Below are 16,838 nucleotides of genomic sequence, written 5' to 3' on the forward strand. Positions count from 1 at the left end.
CTCGGATCATGGCCGCTCCTCGTTCTTCAGCCCGTGGTGGCACAGCCCGCGGCGGAGCGAAGGCGACCAGGATTCCGCAGATCTCCTGGCGCGAACCGCGTCCGGCACCGGTCGTGCTCGTCTCGGGTCCTGAAGAGGTCTGCGCCGAACGGGCGATCGCCGGCATCCGCGACTACCTGCGCGCCGAGGATCCGGCGCTCGAGGTGAGCGACGTCCGCGCCGACGACTACGCGCCCGGAACTCTCCTCTCGCTGACGTCTCCGTCGCTGTTCGGCGAGCCGCGCCTGGTCCGCGTGTCCGGTGTCGAGAAATGCAACGACGCGTTCATCCAGGAGGCCGTGGCCTACCTCGATCATCCGCAGGAGGGGGCGACCGTCATCCTCCGCCACACCGGGGCGAGTGTGCGCGGCAAGAAGCTGCTCGACGCACTCCGTGCCGGATCGGGCGACGGCATCGAGATCGCCTGCCCGACGATCAAGCGCGACAGCGACCGAGTCGACTTCGCTTCAGGGGAGTTCGCCGCGGCGCGGCGCCGGATCGCGCCCAACGCGCTGCGCGCCCTGGTCTCGGCTTTCGCCGACGACCTCACCGAGCTCGCCTCGGCCTGCCAGCAGCTCATCCGAGACGTCGACGGCGACATCTCCGAAGAGACGGTCACCCGCTACTACGGCGGGCGCGTCGAGGTCTCCGCCTTCGTCGTCGCCGACACCGCGATCGCGGGGCGGTACGGGGAGGCGCTGATCGCGCTGCGGCATGCGCTCGACTCCGGCGCCGATCCCGTGCCCATGGTGGCGGCCTTCGCGATGAAGCTGCGCACCATGGCCAGGGTCGCCGGCCACCGCGAGCCCAGTCGCAGCCTTGCGCAGCGCCTCGGTATGAAGGACTGGCAGGTCGATCGCGCCCGGCGCGACCTCAGCGGCTGGAACGAGCGATCCCTGGGACTGGCGATCCAGGCGACCGCACGAGCCGATGCCGAGGTCAAGGGTGCCGCCCGCGACCCGATCTTCGCACTCGAGCGCATGGTCACCGTCATCGCGACCCGGGCGCCGTTCGGCGAACAGGCATAGGCTCCGCTCGTAGGCTGGGAGCATGAGACTCCTGCTCATCCGTCATGGCCAGACCCCGAGCAACGTCGCCGGCGCGCTCGACACGGCGCGGCCCGGCGCCCCGCTGACCGCGCTCGGTCGTGCGCAGGCCGCCGCGATCCCCACCGTGCTCGCGGCGGAGTCGCTCGACGCGGTCTACGCGTCGCCGCTGATCCGCACCCAGCTCACGGGTCGCCCGCTCGCCGACGTCCGCGAACTCGACATCGTCGTCCGGGAGGGGCTGGAGGAGATCTCGGCCGGAGACTACGAGATGCACACGGACGCGGACGCCGTCCAGGCGTACGTCGAGGCCGGATGGCGCTGGGTGAACGGCGACCTCGATCACGCCATCGCCGGCGGCGAGAGCGGTCACGACTTCTTCGACCGATACGACGCGGCGATCGCCGAGATCGCACGGTCGCACGAATCCGCCGTCGTCGTGAGCCACGGCGCGGCGATCCGCGTGTGGGCCGCGACCCGCTCGGTGAACATCCCGTCGGCCGAGGCCGCACGACGCCGCCTGCAGAACACCGGCATGTGCGTGCTCGAAGGCGACCCCGAGGGCGGCTGGCTGCTCGAGGACTGGCGCGAGGAGCCCCTCGGGGGCACGGACCTGGAGGACAGGCTCGCGCACGATGTCACCGGGGAGCCCGAGGACGCCGAAGAGGTGATCGCCGAGGGGCGCTGACACGATACGACGAAGGCCCGCCCCGCGAACGGGACGGGCCTTCGTGAAACCGAGCGGCTCAGAGAGCGGCGACCTGCTTGGCGATCGACGACTTGCGGTTCGCAGCCTGGTTCTCGTGGATGACGCCCTTGCTGACGGCCTTGTCGAGCTTCTTCGAGGTGACCTTCAGCGAAGCTTCGGCAGCGGCCTTGTCGCCCTTGGCGATGGCCTCGCGGGTGCTGCGGACGAGGGTCTTGAGCTCGGACTTCACAGCCTTGTTGCGGATGCGAGCCTTCTCGTTGGTCTTGTTGCGCTTGATCTGCGACTTGATGTTTGCCACGCGTGACGCTTTCGTTCAGTGATTGATGGGAAGTGCCGTGAGCAGGAAGAGGGCTGCCTCCGGCGGTCGTGAGGGACGAACCCACACGCAAGCCAAGAATCGAGTCTACCAGGTCTCGCAGGAATCCATTGCGCGTCGCTCCCGCGAGGCGTGCGGATGCGCCGAGGACGACCTTCACGTGCTCATCGTGAGCTACACGGTCTTCGTGGTCGCGGCATCCCTCATCGCCGGGTCGATCTCGGATCGCACCGGCAGGCGCAAGCCGATCGTCATCATCGCGGCGCTCGTCCAGGCGCTGTCGGCTGTGCTGATCCTCATGTCGCCCACCTTCGTCGGGACGGCCATCGCTGCGGCGGTCAGGATGGCGCTAGCGACGGATCTGCTTCCGCGTCCGGAGCACCACGCCCGCGACCTCGGGGTCGTGAACGTCGCAGCGAACCTCGGTCAGCTGCTCGGGCCGCTCCTCGGGGCGGGTCTGGTGGCCCTGGTCGGTGGATTCTGGCTGCTGTTCCTGGTCGCCGGCATCCTCTCGGTGCTCGGGGGCGGTCATGACGATCGCCGTGCGGGCTCCTGTGATGCCTCGCTCCGATGCAGCGTCGCGATCGCCACGTCCAGCAGGGCGTTGAAGACGCGCGGCCGCATGGCGGTGACCAGGTGCGAGGTGCGCGGCACCACGATGAGTTCGGAGTGCGGGGTGAGCCTGCGGAACAGGCGCTCCTGCATCCGCAGCTGATCGAACTGGCCGTTGATCCACCACACCGGCATCGTGAGCCGGGTGAGGTCAGCGGCGAGGTCCAGGGCCCCCAGGCTCGCGAGGGCTGCGTCCTGCGTGTCGAGCGCGTAACCACCGGCGGCGAAGTCCGGTCGCGTCTCCTCGGGAATCGTCGCTGCGAGCACGCGTTCGGTCAGCCACATGCCCCGGTCGGGCAGGGCGTCGAAGGCTCGCGCGAGCGTCCGGTACGTGGCGAGCCCTGCACCGCGGGGGAACGCCGTGCACGACGCGCCGATGAACGCGGACACCGGGGGAGCGGCCTCCGATCCGGCGTACGCGACGGACACCAGGCCGCCCATGGAGTGCCCGGCCAGCAGCACCGGCCCGCGGCTCGCGGCTTCTTGCACGGCCTCGTCGATCGTCGCGAACGCGGCCCCGAGGGTGAAAGTCTCATCCATGCGCGACCCGTGCCCGGGCAGATCGACGGCGACGGCGGGCACGTCGCGCCCGGCGAGGTGCTCCATCTGCGCGCGCCACATCGTGCGCGAGGTGCGGATGCCGTGAACGAGGACGACCTGGACGTTCATGGTCACAGCATACGAAGGAGCGGGGCCGGTGGATGAACCACCGACCCCGCTCATTTCGACAGGCTCAATGTCCCGTCAGAGAATCACTTCTCCCAGCCCACGTTCTCCACCGGCTGGACGCCGAAGCCGTCCAGGCCCACGTAGGGCTCAGGGGTGAGGTTCGCAAGACCGGTCTTGACAGCCGAGATCGACGGACCGTTGTAGAGCGGGATGAGGCCCCACTCCTGGAAGATCTCCGCCTCGAGCTTCATGGCCGCAGCCGTCTGCTCCTCAGCGGTCGGCAGGGACTCGACCTCGTCGTGGATGCGCTGATCGGTCTCCTCGTTCTGGACGCCCGAGAGGTTCAGGCCCATGTCCATGCAGTACAGCTGGCAGAACCAGGCCGCACCGAACGGGTCGGAGGAGGTGAAGCGCAGCGACGAGACGTCCCAGTTCTTCGAGGTGTAGTCAGCCGAGAAGTCAGTCGACGGACGGACGTCGATCTGGAAGTCGATGCCGACCTCCTTCATCTGCTGCTGCAGCGCCTTGGCAAGAGCCTCAGCGGTCGCGTCATCGCTCCACACGGGGTAGACGACCGAGAGCTTCTCGCCGTCCTTCTCGCGGATGCCGTCTTCGCCCTCGGTCCAGCCGGCCTCGTCGAGGAGAGCCTTCGCGTCGTCCGGGTTGTACTCCCAGCCGGCCTCAGCCAGTGCGTTGGAGTAGCCGGGCTGGAACGGGAACAGCGTCAGGGATCCTGCCGGCTCCTCCTCGTAGTCCAGGCCGTTCCAGGCGATCTGCTTCTGCTGGTCGATGTTGATGGCCTTGAAGAACGCCTCGCGGACCTTGACGTCAGAGAACTGCGGCTTCTCCGCGTCGACCTGGATCAGCGTGTTCGCCGTCTGGGTCGATCGGTAGATGGTGATGTCCTCCATGTCCTTGACCTGCTCGAGGCGGTCCTTGGTGCTCACACCGACCATGTCGATCTCGTCGGCCTTGAAGGCGTTGATCGAGGCCGAGGCCTCCATGCCCTGGAAGGAGACCTTGTCGAGCAGCGGCTCGTTGCCCCACCACTCCTCGTTCGGCACGAACGAGATGTATTCGGATTTGGCGTCGAACTCGTCGACCTTGTACGGGCCGGCGCCCCACTCGGGGTGCGGGTTGTCGATCATGGCCGTGTTGAAGGTCTCGGGGTCGGCCAGTGCCGGGTGGATGATGCCCGTGAGGAACGGCATCTCCGGCCAGGCGAACTCGCCGTCGAACTTCACGATCGCGGTCTTGGCGCTGTCGCCCTGCTCGACCGAGGTGATGGCCTTGTAGCCGTCGGTCGCGTTCGGGTTGAACTCCTCGTTCGTGCCGTTGTTGGCCTTCCAGGTCGCCTCGATGGCGGTCCAGTCCATGTCGGTGCCGTCGTTCCAGTGCGCGTCATCCGTGAAGGTGAACGTGATCTGGGTGTTGCCGTCGACCGTGTCGATCTTCCACTCGTCGAGGTACGCGTCGTTCTTGTACGGCGTGCCGTCGTCCTCCTGCAGGAGGATCTGCGGCATGTACCACGCGGCGACGCGGGCCGTGTCAGCGGAACCGTCTCCGTTGAACGCGTTCAGCTGCTCCGGGATCTCGTTGATCGGGAAGCGGACTTCTCCGCCCGTCTGCAGGTTCTCGCGGGGCTGCGGGTTGTAGTCGGCGAATGCGGTCTCGGTCGGCTCGTTGCCGCCGTCGCCGCTGCCGCCGTCGTTACCGGACGACGCACAGCCCGCGAGGGCAAGTGCGAGGGCTCCGCTGAATGCGATCGCCCCCATCAGCTTGTGCTGCTTCATGGTGCTCCTTTCGCCTTTCGGCGTGTCATATTGCGAGAATAGTTCGCACCGTGGCGGAATTCGCCTGCTCGGAGTGAATGGCGCCTAACTGTTATCGGACGGTGATGCTCTGTTACCGGCCGTTAACAGAGCATCACCGGCCGACGGGTTCGGCCTGCATCGTCTCCGGGTTGAAGATCAGTCGTTCGCGCCCGCGCTCGATGTCGGGATCGGGCACGGGGATCGCCGAGAGCAGCGCCTTCGTGTAGGGATGCTTCGGGTTCTCGAAGATCTCGTCCACGTCGCCGTGCTCGACGAAATCGCCGAGGTACATCACCGCGACCCGGTCCGCGATGTGGCGGATGACCGACAGGTCGTGCGCGACGAACAGGTACGACAGGCCCAGCTTCACCTTCAGCTCGTCGAGCAGGTTGATGACGCCGGCCTGGATCGACACGTCCAGCGCCGAGACGGGCTCATCGAGCACGATGATCTTCGGGTTCGTGGACAGGGCGCGGGCGATGCCGATGCGCTGGCGCTGACCGCCGGAGAACGCCCCGGGGAACCGGTCGATGTGGGCGGGGTTGAGACCGACGAGATCCATGAGCTCCCGGACGCGCCGGTGCACCTCGTCCTTGGGCGTGCCGATGGCGTGCAGCGGCTCGGCGATGACGTCGGCGACGGTCATGCGCGGATCGAGAGCGCCCATCGGGTCCTGGAAGACGATCTGGATGTCGCGGCGGACCTGGCGCTCCACCTTGCGGCTGGTGATGTCGTTGACGCTCGTGCCGTTGATGATGATGTCGCCGCCGTCCTGCTTGACCAGATCCATGATCTGCAGCAGCGTCGTCGTCTTGCCCGAGCCGGATTCGCCGACGATCGCCATCGTCTCGCCCTCGCGCACGTCGAAGGTGACGTTCTTGACCGCGTGCACCTCGCCGACCTTGCGCTTGAGGAACGCGCCCTTCAGAAGCGGGAAGGTCTTGTTGAGGTTCCGGACGTCGAGGGTCACGGGGCGCTGCTCGCGGGGCGTGCGCGTCAGGTCGCTCTCCGGTGCCTCGTGCACGGGATAGACCGGGAGTCCGCCGATCATCCCGCCGTCCGAGATCTCATCCGCGCGGATGCAGGCGGCCTGGTGCGGTGCGCCGGTGCCGGTGGCGACGTCGACGAGGTCGGGTTCGCGCGTGCGACACGCGTCGATCGCGATCGGGCAGCGGTCGGCGAACGGGCAGGCGTCGGGCAGATCGATCAGCAGCGGCGGGTTGCCCTTGATGGGGACCAGCGGCTCCTTCTCGGCCTTGTCGACGCGCGGGATCGCTCCGAGGAGGCCGATGGAATACGGCATCCGCGTGTGGTGGAACAGCTCGCCCACGGGCGCGTGCTCGATGGGCTTTCCCGCGTACATGACCATGACGTCGTCGGCCATGCGCGCGACGACGCCCATGTCGTGGGTGATCATGATGGTCGCGGCGCCCGTCTCCTGCTGCGCCTTCTCGATCAGGTCGAGGATCTGCGCCTGGATCGTGACGTCGAGCGCGGTGGTCGGCTCGTCGGCGATGATCAGCTTCGGGTTGTTCGCCATCGCGATGGCGATGACGACGCGCTGACGCATGCCGCCGGAGAACTCGTGCGGGAAGCCCTTCATGCGCTTCTCCGGCTGCGAGATCCCGACGAGTGTCAGCAGCTCGATCGCGCGGTCCCACGCCTGCTTCTTGGTGAGGCCGCGGTGCACCGTGAGCGCCTCGATCAGCTGGTCGCCGATCGTGAACACCGGGGTCAGCGAGGTCAGCGGGTCCTGGAAGATCATCGCGAGACCGTTGCCGCGGATCACCGACATCTGCTTGTCGGACTTGCCCAGAAGCTCCTGGCCGTCGTAGATGATCGAACCGGTGACCTTGGCGTTCTCGTCGAGCAGGCCCATGATCGCGAGAGACGTGACGGACTTGCCGGAGCCGGACTCGCCGACGATGCCGAGGGTCTTGCCCTCTTCCAGGTCGAACGAGACGCCGCGCACGGCATCCACGCGCCCGGCCTCGGAGGCGAAACTGACCTTGAGGTCGCGAACGGAGATGATGGCGCTCATGCGCGGCCTCCTGCAGCAGAGGTGGGATCGAGGGCGTCGCGCAGACCGTCGGAGACGAGTGCCATCGAGACGGTCAGCAGCGTGAGCGCCGCGGCGGGGAAGTAGAACAGCCACGGCGCGCTGGTGATCGTGTTCGCGCCGGAGCCGATGAGCGATCCCAGCGACACGTCGGGGATCTTCACGCCGAAGCCGATGAACGACAGGCCGGTCTCGGCCATCACGGCTCCGACGATGCCGAGCGTGAAGTTGATCACGAGCAGCGAACCGATGTTCGGGATGAGGTGGCGCAGCACGATCCGGAAGCCGCCGACGCCCATGTAGCGCGAGGCGTGCACGTACTCGCGCTCGCGCAGCGACAGGGCGGTGGTCCAGACGACGCGGGCGGGGAAGTACCAGCCCGTCACGAAGATCATGATCAGTGCGATCACGCGCCAGTCGCCGCCGGAGCGGTTCGACAGCAGCGACAGGATCAGGAAGCTGGGGACGACCATCATGAAGTGGATCACCAGCAGCGTGAGCTTCTCGGTGCGCCCGCCGAAGTAGGCGGCGGCGGTTCCGATGATGGCCGACAGGATCGTCGTTCCCAGCGACACGGACACGGCGATCATGAGCGAGCGCTGCAGGCCGATGGCGACCTGGGCGAAGGTGTCGTTGCCGGATGCCGTTGTGCCGAACCAGTGGTCGGCGGAGGGGCCGGTGCCAAGGTTCAGGAAGTCGAGCTCGATGTGGTCGTATCGGGCGATCAGCGGTCCGATGATGGCGAACAGCACGAGCAGCACGAAGATGATGATGCCGCCGACGGCCGGCTTGTTGCGCATGAAGCGGCGGGTGTAGAGGGTCCACTTCGACATCGGCTTGCCGCTCTTGCCCCGCTCGGGGGCAGCCGGCTCGGCGACGGTGACGCTGGGGTCGATCATTTCACTCATGCTCAGCTCACCCTCACTCGCGGGTCGAGGACCACGACGATGATGTCGGACAGGATCGCGCCGATGGCCACCATGACGGCGCTGAAGGCCGCGACCGCGACGACACCGTTGATGTCGCTTTTGACGATGGTCTCGATGAAGTACTTGCCCATTCCGTTCCAGGCGAAGATCGTCTCGGTCAGGATCGCGCCGGTGAAGATGCCGGGGATGCTGAAGGCGACCTGCGTCGCGACCGGGATGAGCGAGGTGCGCAGCGCGTGCTTGCGGATCGCCTGCTGCTTGGTCAGGCCCTTGGCGCGTGCCGTGCGGACGTAATCGGCGTTGATGTTGTCCAGGAGCAGCGTGCGCTGGAGGAAGTGGGTTCCCGCGTAGCCCGTGATGACCAGGGCGATCGTGGGCAGGGTCACGTGCTGCAGTTTGTCGATGAGGACGGGGAAGAACCCTTCGACACCCTTGCTCGCCGCCCCGGTGACGAAGAAGATCCGGGCGCCGAACAGGTCGTTGATCGCGATGGCGAGAAGGACCAGGCCGAGGGCTGCGACGATGACGTTGATGTTCATCGTGATGATCGAGGTCGCCTGGCCGATGCGGTCGGCGAGTTTGTACTGACGCGATGCGGTGTACACGCCGAGCGCGATGCCCAGCACGGTCATGATCACCGTTGCGCCGAGAACCAGCTCCGCGCTCACCCACATGCGGTAGGCGATCTGCTCGTTGACCGATCCGCCTGTCGGGCTGACACCCCAGTCCCAGCGGAACAGGATCGAGCTGAACCAGTTCCACCACCGCTCCCAGATCGGCACGGTGTCGCTGAGGTTGCGCGGCTCGAGGAGGTTGACGATCTGCTCTTCGCTGAGCGGAGGGCGTCGACCGACGAAGTTGTTCCGGGGGTTCAGGAAGCCCCACGCAAGGAAGAACGTGATGTTGGTCGCCACCACGATCATCAGCAGCCAGCCGAGGAAACGGCGCAGGAGATACTTGATCAAGGTGTTGTCTTTCTCTTTGCAGGCGCGCTCGGGATCGGCCGACGCAACGCAGAGTCGGATGTATTCAAACATCTCTGGCTCTCATGTGCGACCGATCCGGACAGCGTCTGGTACGGAGTCGGGTTGCAACTGACACTCGGTGTCGCCGATCTGTACAGGGCAACCTCGCGAGACTATCACCGGTCATGGCGAATCGAGCATTAGGTGCGCCTGACCGTAGACTGCTGGAGACATGTCACCACGCGCCCTCACCCCGCTCTCGCCTGCCGCAACGCCGCCGGCGCAGATCCGGAACTTCTGCATCATCGCCCACATCGACCACGGCAAGTCGACTCTCGCCGACCGGATGCTGCAGATCACCGGTGTCGTCTCCGACCGCGACATGCGGGCGCAGTACCTCGACCGCATGGACATCGAGCGCGAGCGGGGCATCACGATCAAGAGCCAGGCCGTCCGGATGCCGTGGGACGTCGACGGTGAGACCTACGCACTGAACATGATCGACACCCCGGGACACGTCGACTTCACGTACGAAGTGTCGCGCTCGCTCGCGGCGTGCGAGGGCGCGATCCTGCTCGTCGACGCCGCTCAGGGCATCGAGGCCCAGACCCTGGCGAACCTCTATCTGGCGCTCGAGAACGATCTGCACATCATCCCCGTGCTGAACAAGATCGATCTGCCTGCAGCCGACCCCGACCGCTTCGCGAAGGAGCTCGCCGACCTCATCGGCGGCGACCCCGACGACGTGCTGCGCGTATCCGGTAAGACCGGTGTCGGCGTCGAGGAGCTCCTCGACCGCATCGTCGCCGACATCCCGGCACCGGTCGGGGATGCCGATGCGCCGGCCCGGGCGATGATCTTCGACTCGGTGTACGACGCCTACCGCGGCGTCGTCACCTACGTGCGCATGGTTGATGGGAAGCTCGAGCCGCGCGAGCGCATCCAGATGATGTCGACCCACGCCAACCACGAGCTCCTCGAGATCGGCGTGTCGAGCCCGGAGCCGATCCCGTCGAAGGGGCTCGGCGTCGGCGAGGTGGGCTACCTCATCACCGGTGTGAAGGACGTGCGCCAGTCGAAGGTCGGCGACACTGTCACGACGAGCCGGGACGGCGCGACGCAGGCGCTGGCGGGCTACACCGATCCCAAGCCGATGGTCTTCTCGGGCATCTATCCGATCGACGGCAGCGACTACGCCGAGCTGCGCGAGGCGCTCGACAAGCTGAAGCTGTCTGATGCTTCCCTGCAGTACGAGCCCGAGACCTCCGTCGCCCTCGGCTTCGGCTTCCGATGCGGGTTCCTGGGGCTCCTGCACCTCGAGATCATCACCGAGCGGCTCAGCCGCGAGTTCGGGCTCGACCTCATCACGACGGCGCCGAGCGTGATCTACGAGGTGACCACCGACACCGGCGACACGGTCACGGTCACGAACCCGAGTGAGTACCCGGACGGGCGTGTGGCGTCGGTCGCCGAGCCCATGGTGAAGACGGCGATCCTGCTGCCCAAGGACTACGTGGGCACCGTGATGGAGCTGTGCCAGTCGCGCCGCGGATCGCTGCTGGGCATGGAGTACTTCTCGGAGGAGCGCGTCGAGCTGCGGTACATGATGCCGCTCGGCGAGATCGTGTTCGACTTCTTCGATCACCTGAAGTCCAAGACGCAGGGGTATGCGAGCCTCGACTACGAGCCCGCCGGGCAGCAGACCGCCGACCTCGTCAAGGTCGACATCCTGCTGCAGGGCGACAAGGTCGATGCGTTCAGCGCGATCGTGCACCGCGACAAGGCCTACTCCTACGGGACGCTCATGACGGAGCGCCTGCGCAAGCTCATCCCCAGGCAGAACTTCGAGGTCCCCATCCAGGCCGCCATCGGCGCGCGGATCATCGCCCGCGAGACCATCCGCGCACTGCGCAAGGACGTGCTCGCCAAGTGCTACGGCGGTGACATCAGCCGCAAGCGCAAGCTGCTCGAGAAGCAGAAGGAGGGCAAGAAGCGCATGAAGATGGTCGGCCGCGTCGAGGTCCCGCAGGAAGCGTTCATCGCGGCGCTCTCCGGCGACGTCGACGGCAAGGACAAGAAGTAGCAGGACGTGCCCCGTCCGGGGCATCGTTCAGGTAACGGAAGTAATCTGGATCTCATGCGGCGCGGAACTTTCCGAGACGACACGGTCGACTATGCGGCGGTCGGGGCGACGCACGCGCCCGATCTCATGCAGTATCCGCCGGAGCGCAGCGTCCCCGCCGAGGAGACCTGGCGGCTGGGCAGCGGCGAGGAGCGGTTCCGCACAGCCGGAGACGCCCTGCTGTCGTGGACGGCGCAGCGCGCCGCAGGTCTGAGCGTCGAGGACGTGCGCCCGGCATCCGGCCCCGCGTACGCAGGAGTGAGCTTCGACGCCGACGGCAATCCGGTCGCGCCGAGCAAGCGCGAGGTCGAGCAGCGCTTCGACGCGGAGGGCACGCCCTTCGCCGGACCCGGCATGACGCTGCGGCTGCGCGGACGCGTGGCCGGCATGCGCGCGGATGCCGAACTGCGCGTGATCTCGGTCACCGAGGAGGCGCGCCGGATCGGCCTCGTGCTCGGCACCGTGGGCGGCTCCGTCGTCAGCGGCGAGGAACTCTTCGACATCGAGTGGCGCGACGACGACTCGGTCTGGTTCACCGTGCGTGCGTTCGATGCGCCCAACTCCGTGCTGTACCGGATGGTTCCCGGCCTGCTCAGGCGGCGTCGCAAGGAGCTGTTCGCCCGGTACCTGCGGGCGATCTCACCGCTGTACACCACGCCTCTGTGATGGCGGGACCACTGCCGATCGGCGATCCAGCCCCCCGCGACGGTGCGCTCCCCGCAGATCTCCGCATCGATCGGGATACGCCGTTCTCGGCATACCTCCACGTTCCGTTCTGCCGCGTGCGCTGCGGCTACTGCGACTTCAACACCTACACGTCGGGGGAACTGCGCGGAGCACGTCAGGACGAGTACGCCGACACACTGATCAGGGAGATCGCGCTGGCCGGGCGGGTGCTCGGCGACGCCGGCGCCCTGCGCCCGATGGACACGGTGTTCTTCGGCGGCGGTACGCCGACGCTCCTGCCGCCGGGCGACCTGGCGCGGATGCTGGATGCCGCCGTATCGGCATTCGGCATCACTGACGGCGCCGAGGTCACGGTCGAGGCGAATCCGGACACGGTGACGCCCGAGGTCGCCCGCACCCTTGCGGATGCCGGCGTGACACGGCTCTCGGTCGGCATGCAGTCGGCCGTGCCGCACGTGCTCGCAGCGCTCGATCGCACGCACCGCCCGGAGAACGTGCGGACGGCGGTCGACGCCGCGCGGGAGGCGGGCCTCGCCGTGAGCGTCGACCTCATCTACGGTGCCCCCGGCGAATCGCTCGCCGACTGGGAGGCCTCTCTGGACGCCGCGACCGCACTCGAGTCCGATCATGTCTCGGCCTACGCGCTGATCATCGAGGACGGCACCAAGCTCGCCAGGCAGATCCGTCGCGGCGAGGTGCCGGCCCCGGACGACGACCTTCAGGCAGACATGTACGAGCTCGCCGATGAGCGTCTCGCGGCAGCAGGTTTCGACTGGTACGAGGTGAGCAACTGGGCCAGGAGCGACGACCAGCGCTCGCGCCACAATCTCGCGTACTGGCGGGGAAGCGACTGGTGGGGCTTCGGGCCGGGTGCGCACAGCCACGTCGCGGGGCTCCGCTGGTGGAATGTGAAGCACCCGGCGGCGTACGCGCAGCGGCTCGCGGCATCCGAATCGCCCGCCGCGGGCACCGAGCGTCCCGACCGTGAGGCACACCTGCTCGAGCGGGTGCTGCTGGAGACGCGCCTGGCGGACGGCATGGCGATCGTCGATCTTCCTGAGGCGACGCGCCCGAGGGTCGCAGGTCTGATCGCTGACGGCCTGGTGGATGCTGGAGCCGCGATCCGCGGCCGCGTCAGACTGACCCTGAAGGGGCGTCTTCTGGCCGACGCGGTGGTGCGCGAGCTGACCGATTAGCTCAGCGAGTAGAATTGGCACTCTGAGTATTCGAGTGCCAGAGAGGAGCGCATGATGGTCTCAGAACGTGGACTTCAAGTGCTCCGCGCGATCGTGCAGGACTACGTCGAGACGCACGAGCCCGTCGGCAGCAAGTCGATCGTAGACCGACACTCCTTCGGCGTCTCAGCCGCGACGATCCGCAACGACATGGCGCTCCTCGAGGACGAGGAGCTCATCACGGCGCCGCACACCTCATCGGGCCGGGTGCCGACGGACAAGGGCTACCGGGTCTTCGTCAACCATCTCGCGCAGCTGCGTCCGCTCTCGGGCGCGCAGCGCACCGCGATCGAGTCGTTCCTCACGGACCCGGCAGACCTCGACGACCTCATGGCGCGGACCGTGCGCGTGCTGACGCAGCTGACCGGCCAGGTCGCCCTCGCGCAGTACCCGTCGTTCGCCCGTGCGCATCTGACGCACATCGAACTCGTCTCGCTCGCTCCCAACAGGCTGCTCGTCGTGCTCGTGACGGACGCGGGCGGGGTCTCGCAGCGCATCGCCGTGCTGCCCGCCGATCTCGACGAGTCCGACGTCGCCGTGCTGCGGGCGCGGCTTTCGGCTCAGTTGATGGGGCAGACCGTGCGGGAGGCGACCGACCGCGTCCAGACGCTCGGCGAGGGATCCGAGGGAACACGCGTGGATCAGGCGATCAGGCTGCTCGCCGGGATCATCGGCGAGGAGATCGCGGAGTTCCGCCAGGAGCGGCTCGTGATGGCGGGGGCGGCGACACTCGCCCGGCGCGAACAGGACTTCCGCGGCAGCATCCATCCTCTGCTCGAAGCGATCGAGGAGCAGGTGACGCTGCTGCGGCTGATGAGCGAGATGATCACGGACGAGCAGGGCCTCGCGGCGAGCATCGGCACCGAGAACGAGGCGTTCGGGCTGCCGGAGGCGTCGATCGTCGCGAGCAACTACCTGACGCCGGGCGGGACGGCGCGCGTCGGCGTGATGGGCCCGACCCGCATGGACTATCCGAGTAACCTCGCGGCGGCGCGGGCCGTGGCCCGCTACCTGTCCAGGCTGCTCGATGAGGACGAGGCCGGCCGCTGAGCGGCTCGGCCGGAAGCACGCACACGCAGGAAGGTGATTGTGGCGGACCACTACGAGGTCCTCGGGGTGTCGCGAGACGCGTCGACGGATGAGATCAAGAAGGCCTACCGGAAGCTGGCGCGTCAGCTGCACCCGGATGTGAACCCGGGTGAGGATGCTGCGGAGCGGTTCAAGCTCGTCACGCACGCGTACGACGTGCTCGGCGACGAGGACTCCCGTCGCCGCTACGACATGGGCGGCGGGGACGGTGCCGGAGGAGACTTCGGTGGCTTCGGCGGCTTCGGCGACATCTTCGAGACGTTCTTCGGAGCGGCTCAGGGCGGCGGACGCGGCGGGCGGCCCCGGTCGCGCAGGGAACGTGGCCAGGATGCCCTGGTGCGCGTGACCCTCGACCTCGGCGACGTCGTCTTCGGCGCCCACCGCGAGATCGAGGTCGACACCGCCGTGCTGTGCGAGACGTGCCAGGGATCGTGCACGCAGCCGGGCACGTCACCCGTCACCTGCGATATCTGCCACGGCACGGGCCACGTCCAGCGCCAGGTGCGCAGCCTGCTCGGCAACGTCGTCACCTCGCAGCCGTGCGGCAGCTGCCAGGGCTACGGCACCGTCATCCCGCATCCGTGCGCGACGTGCAACGGCCAGGGACGCGTGCGCTCGCGCCGCACGGTGTCGCTCGACATCCCCGCCGGCGTCGAGACCGGGCTGCGTCTGCAGCTGCCAGGCTCCGGCGAGGTCGGACAGGCCGGCGGACCGAACGGCGACCTGTACGTCGAGGTGACCGTCTCGCCGCACGCCGCGTTCAGCCGCGACGGCGACGACCTCCTCGCGACGCTGGAGGTCTCGATGGCCGACGCCATCCTCGGGACGGAGACCTCGATCGACGGCCTCGACGGCAAGGTCGATCTCGAGATCCGGCCGGGCGTGCAGTCCGGTGACGTGCTCACGATCAAGGGCCGGGGCATCACGCCACTGCGCGGCGACCAGCGCGGCGATCTGCGGGTCGGCGTGCAGGTGGTGACTCCCACCAAGCTCGACTCGGCGCAGCGCACCCTCATCGAGGACTTCGCGAAGAAGCAGAAGGCGCCCGGTCCTCAGTTGGCGCAGTTCCAGCAGGGGCTGTTCTCGAAGCTGCGCGACCGCTTCAAGCACTGATCATCCCGTACTGACCGTCTCTGGACCGATCGGAGAACCCGTGGCCCTGCACTTCCTCGTCGAGAGCTGCACCGGCGCCGCCGTCGGCGACATCGTGGAGCTGATGGGTGCCGAGGCGAAGCATGCGGCCGTCGTCCGGCGAGTGCGCGTGGGGGAGTCGGTCACGCTCGGCGACGGACGCGGCGTTTGGCTCGAGGGCGAGGTGCGGGATGCGTCGCCCTCCCGTGTCGACGTCCTGATCACCGGGCGTTCGGCGACGGAGGCTCCGCCGGTGCGGCTGATCCTCGCGCAGGCGCTCGCGAAGGGTGATCGTGACGAGCTCGCGGTGCAGGCCGCGTGCGAGCTCGGCGTCGACGAGGTCGTGCCCTGGCAGGCATCCCGCAGCGTCTCGCGCTGGGAGGGCCCGAAGGCTGTGAAGGGCCGCGAGCGCTGGGCGACGATCGTCCGCGAGGCGGCCAAGCAGGCGCACCGGCCGTGGGTGCCCGCCGTCGCCGAGCCCGCGTCGACCGCTCAGCTGATCGCCCGCTCCGAGGGCGCGCGGATGCTGGTGCTCGATCCGGCGGCGACGACTCCGCTGTCGCACCTCGCCGCAGACGATCGCGACCTGGTGCTCGTCGTCGGTCCCGAGGGCGGGATCTCGCCCGAGGAGCTGGCCGCGTTCGAGGCGGCAGGGGCAGAACGCGTGCGTCTGGGCGAGACGGTGCTGCGCACGTCGACGGCCGGCCCGGCAGCCATCGCCGTCCTCTCCGTCGCCCTCGGCCGCTGGTAGTCCGGTTCGGCGCGGCTGCCCGGCCCAGCATCCCGGTTCCAGCATCCCGGTCCAGCATCCCGGTTCCCGCATCCCGGTTCCCGCATCCCGGTTCCCGCATCCCGGTTCCCGCATCCCGGTTCCCGCATCCAGAGACCTCTCGTTGCCTACGAGACCTCACCTGATTCACGTCGTTGCGAGGGGGTTTCGTCGCTGCCGAGAGGTCTGTGGAGGCTGAGGAGAGGTCTGTGGATGCCGCGGCGCGGCGCGCGCCTGAAGGCCGCCGGCCCGGGAGACATTCGCCCACGTAGACTGAGAGCATGACCGAACCGTCGATCTTCACTCGCATCCGCACCGGCGAGATCCCCGGTGAGGTCGTGGTCGACACCGGCACGGTCTTCGCGATCCGCGACATCAATCCGCAGGCTCCGCTGCACATGCTCGTCATCCCGAAGACCGAGCAGTACCGCGACGTCACCGAGCTCGCCGCCGGAGATCCCGGGCTGCTGGCGGACATGGTGGCTGTCGCGAAGCAGATCGCCGCCGAGCACGCGAACGGCGAGTATCGTCTGATCTTCAACAACGGACCCAGCGTCGCTCAGTCCGTCTTCCACGTGCACGCCCATGTGCTCGGCAACCTCGAGGAGGACAAGCTCGTTGGCTTCTGACGATTCGACCACCCCGTC

The 16,838-nt window shown here is 67.8% G+C and carries 15 protein-coding genes and 1 pseudogene; 10 read left to right on the forward strand and 6 right to left on the reverse strand.

Annotated elements, in window-relative coordinates; all coding sequences use genetic code 11:
* The first annotated feature begins 8 nt into the window (after nucleotides 1-8).
* Both holA and HWX58_RS12365 read left to right on the forward strand, forming a co-directional pair.
* A complete protein-coding gene (gene holA / locus HWX58_RS12360) occupies nucleotides 9-1,067 on the forward strand; it encodes a DNA polymerase III subunit delta (RefSeq protein WP_175988159.1) in 1,059 nt (352 codons plus the stop codon).
* 22 nt (nucleotides 1,068-1,089) lie between these two features.
* Nucleotides 1,090-1,773, forward strand: coding sequence for a histidine phosphatase family protein (locus tag HWX58_RS12365; RefSeq protein ID WP_175988161.1), 684 nt, complete (start codon nucleotides 1,090-1,092; stop codon nucleotides 1,771-1,773).
* Nucleotides 1,774-1,831: 58 nt separating this feature from the next.
* On the opposite strand, the gene rpsT is transcribed toward HWX58_RS12365, so the two are convergent.
* Nucleotides 1,832-2,092: a 30S ribosomal protein S20 gene (rpsT, locus tag HWX58_RS12370; protein WP_175988163.1), complete on the reverse strand. Its 261-nt coding sequence runs from the start codon at nucleotides 2,090-2,092 to the stop codon at nucleotides 1,832-1,834.
* 25 nt (nucleotides 2,093-2,117) lie between these two features.
* Here rpsT and HWX58_RS12375 point away from each other — a divergent pair.
* Nucleotides 2,118-2,573: pseudogene (locus HWX58_RS12375) on the forward strand (MFS transporter); the annotation flags it as partial.
* A gap of 65 nt (nucleotides 2,574-2,638) precedes the next feature.
* Here the strand turns inward: HWX58_RS12375 and HWX58_RS12380 are convergent.
* The 5 genes from HWX58_RS12380 to HWX58_RS12400 all read right to left on the reverse strand — a co-directional run bounded on the left by HWX58_RS12380 (nucleotide 2,639) and on the right by HWX58_RS12400 (nucleotide 9,158).
* Nucleotides 2,639-3,391 (reverse strand): alpha/beta fold hydrolase, encoded by a 753-nt coding sequence (locus tag HWX58_RS12380; RefSeq protein WP_175988165.1) that lies wholly within the window; start codon nucleotides 3,389-3,391, stop codon nucleotides 2,639-2,641.
* Nucleotides 3,392-3,474: 83 nt separating this feature from the next.
* A complete protein-coding gene (locus tag HWX58_RS12385; RefSeq protein WP_175988167.1) occupies nucleotides 3,475-5,184 on the reverse strand; it encodes an ABC transporter family substrate-binding protein in 1,710 nt (569 codons plus the stop codon).
* Between the two features lie 133 nt (nucleotides 5,185-5,317).
* Nucleotides 5,318-7,246 (reverse strand): ABC transporter ATP-binding protein, encoded by a 1,929-nt coding sequence (locus tag HWX58_RS12390; protein WP_175988169.1) that lies wholly within the window; start codon nucleotides 7,244-7,246, stop codon nucleotides 5,318-5,320.
* Complete coding sequence (locus HWX58_RS12395) at nucleotides 7,243-8,163, reverse strand: ABC transporter permease (protein WP_250646232.1); 921 nt, start codon at nucleotides 8,161-8,163, stop codon at nucleotides 7,243-7,245. Before HWX58_RS12395 ends, HWX58_RS12390 begins: the two co-directional genes overlap by 4 nt.
* Before the next feature lie 11 nt (nucleotides 8,164-8,174).
* Nucleotides 8,175-9,158: an ABC transporter permease gene (locus HWX58_RS12400; protein ID WP_175988171.1), complete on the reverse strand. Its 984-nt coding sequence runs from the start codon at nucleotides 9,156-9,158 to the stop codon at nucleotides 8,175-8,177.
* 232 nt (nucleotides 9,159-9,390) lie between these two features.
* On the opposite strand from HWX58_RS12400, the gene lepA reads away from it, so the two are divergent.
* From lepA to HWX58_RS12435, 7 genes are all read left to right on the forward strand, one after another.
* Complete coding sequence (lepA, locus tag HWX58_RS12405; RefSeq protein WP_175988173.1) at nucleotides 9,391-11,241, forward strand: translation elongation factor 4; 1,851 nt, start codon at nucleotides 9,391-9,393, stop codon at nucleotides 11,239-11,241.
* A 54-nt stretch (nucleotides 11,242-11,295) separates the two neighbouring features.
* Nucleotides 11,296-11,946, forward strand: a complete 651-nt coding sequence (locus HWX58_RS12410; RefSeq protein ID WP_175988175.1) for a DUF1990 domain-containing protein — start codon at nucleotides 11,296-11,298, stop codon at nucleotides 11,944-11,946.
* On the forward strand, nucleotides 11,946-13,163 hold the full coding sequence (gene hemW, locus HWX58_RS12415; protein WP_175988177.1) for a radical SAM family heme chaperone HemW: 1,218 nt from the start codon (nucleotides 11,946-11,948) through the stop codon (nucleotides 13,161-13,163). The genes HWX58_RS12410 and hemW overlap by 1 nt, the downstream gene beginning before the upstream one ends.
* 54 nt (nucleotides 13,164-13,217) lie before the next feature.
* Nucleotides 13,218-14,252, forward strand: coding sequence for a heat-inducible transcriptional repressor HrcA (hrcA, locus tag HWX58_RS12420; RefSeq protein ID WP_175988179.1), 1,035 nt, complete (start codon nucleotides 13,218-13,220; stop codon nucleotides 14,250-14,252).
* A 39-nt stretch (nucleotides 14,253-14,291) separates the two neighbouring features.
* The gene (dnaJ, locus tag HWX58_RS12425) at nucleotides 14,292-15,404 is read left to right on the forward strand and encodes a molecular chaperone DnaJ (protein WP_175988181.1); all 1,113 of its coding nucleotides are present in this window, start codon (nucleotides 14,292-14,294) and stop codon (nucleotides 15,402-15,404) included.
* A gap of 40 nt (nucleotides 15,405-15,444) precedes the next feature.
* The gene (locus HWX58_RS12430) at nucleotides 15,445-16,173 is read left to right on the forward strand and encodes a 16S rRNA (uracil(1498)-N(3))-methyltransferase (protein WP_175988183.1); all 729 of its coding nucleotides are present in this window, start codon (nucleotides 15,445-15,447) and stop codon (nucleotides 16,171-16,173) included.
* Nucleotides 16,174-16,472: 299 nt separating this feature from the next.
* A complete protein-coding gene (locus HWX58_RS12435; RefSeq protein WP_175988185.1) occupies nucleotides 16,473-16,820 on the forward strand; it encodes an HIT domain-containing protein in 348 nt (115 codons plus the stop codon).
* Nucleotides 16,821-16,838: the final 18 nt, after the last annotated feature.

It is taken from the genome of Microbacterium tenebrionis (assembly GCF_903645325.1).
GTDB lineage: Bacteria > Actinomycetota > Actinomycetes > Actinomycetales > Microbacteriaceae > Microbacterium > Microbacterium tenebrionis.

Excerpts from the sequence above, each read along its gene's own strand:
- holA (WP_175988159.1), top strand. The coding sequence starts at position 9 with ATGGCCGCTCCTCGTTCTTCAGCCCGTGGTGGCACAGCCCGCGGCGGA.
- HWX58_RS12365 (WP_175988161.1), top strand. The coding sequence starts at position 1,090 with ATGAGACTCCTGCTCATCCGTCATGGCCAGACCCCGAGCAACGTCGCC.
- HWX58_RS12380 (WP_175988165.1), bottom strand. The coding sequence starts at position 3,391 with ATGAACGTCCAGGTCGTCCTCGTTCACGGCATCCGCACCTCGCGCACG.
- HWX58_RS12385 (WP_175988167.1), bottom strand. The coding sequence starts at position 5,184 with ATGAAGCAGCACAAGCTGATGGGGGCGATCGCATTCAGCGGAGCCCTC.
- HWX58_RS12390 (WP_175988169.1), bottom strand. The coding sequence starts at position 7,246 with ATGAGCGCCATCATCTCCGTTCGCGACCTCAAGGTCAGTTTCGCCTCC.
- HWX58_RS12395 (WP_250646232.1), bottom strand. The coding sequence starts at position 8,163 with ATGATCGACCCCAGCGTCACCGTCGCCGAGCCGGCTGCCCCCGAGCGG.
- lepA (WP_175988173.1), top strand. The coding sequence starts at position 9,391 with ATGTCACCACGCGCCCTCACCCCGCTCTCGCCTGCCGCAACGCCGCCG.
- HWX58_RS12410 (WP_175988175.1), top strand. The coding sequence starts at position 11,296 with ATGCGGCGCGGAACTTTCCGAGACGACACGGTCGACTATGCGGCGGTC.
- hemW (WP_175988177.1), top strand. The coding sequence starts at position 11,946 with ATGGCGGGACCACTGCCGATCGGCGATCCAGCCCCCCGCGACGGTGCG.
- hrcA (WP_175988179.1), top strand. The coding sequence starts at position 13,218 with ATGGTCTCAGAACGTGGACTTCAAGTGCTCCGCGCGATCGTGCAGGAC.
- HWX58_RS12435 (WP_175988185.1), top strand. The coding sequence starts at position 16,473 with ATGACCGAACCGTCGATCTTCACTCGCATCCGCACCGGCGAGATCCCC.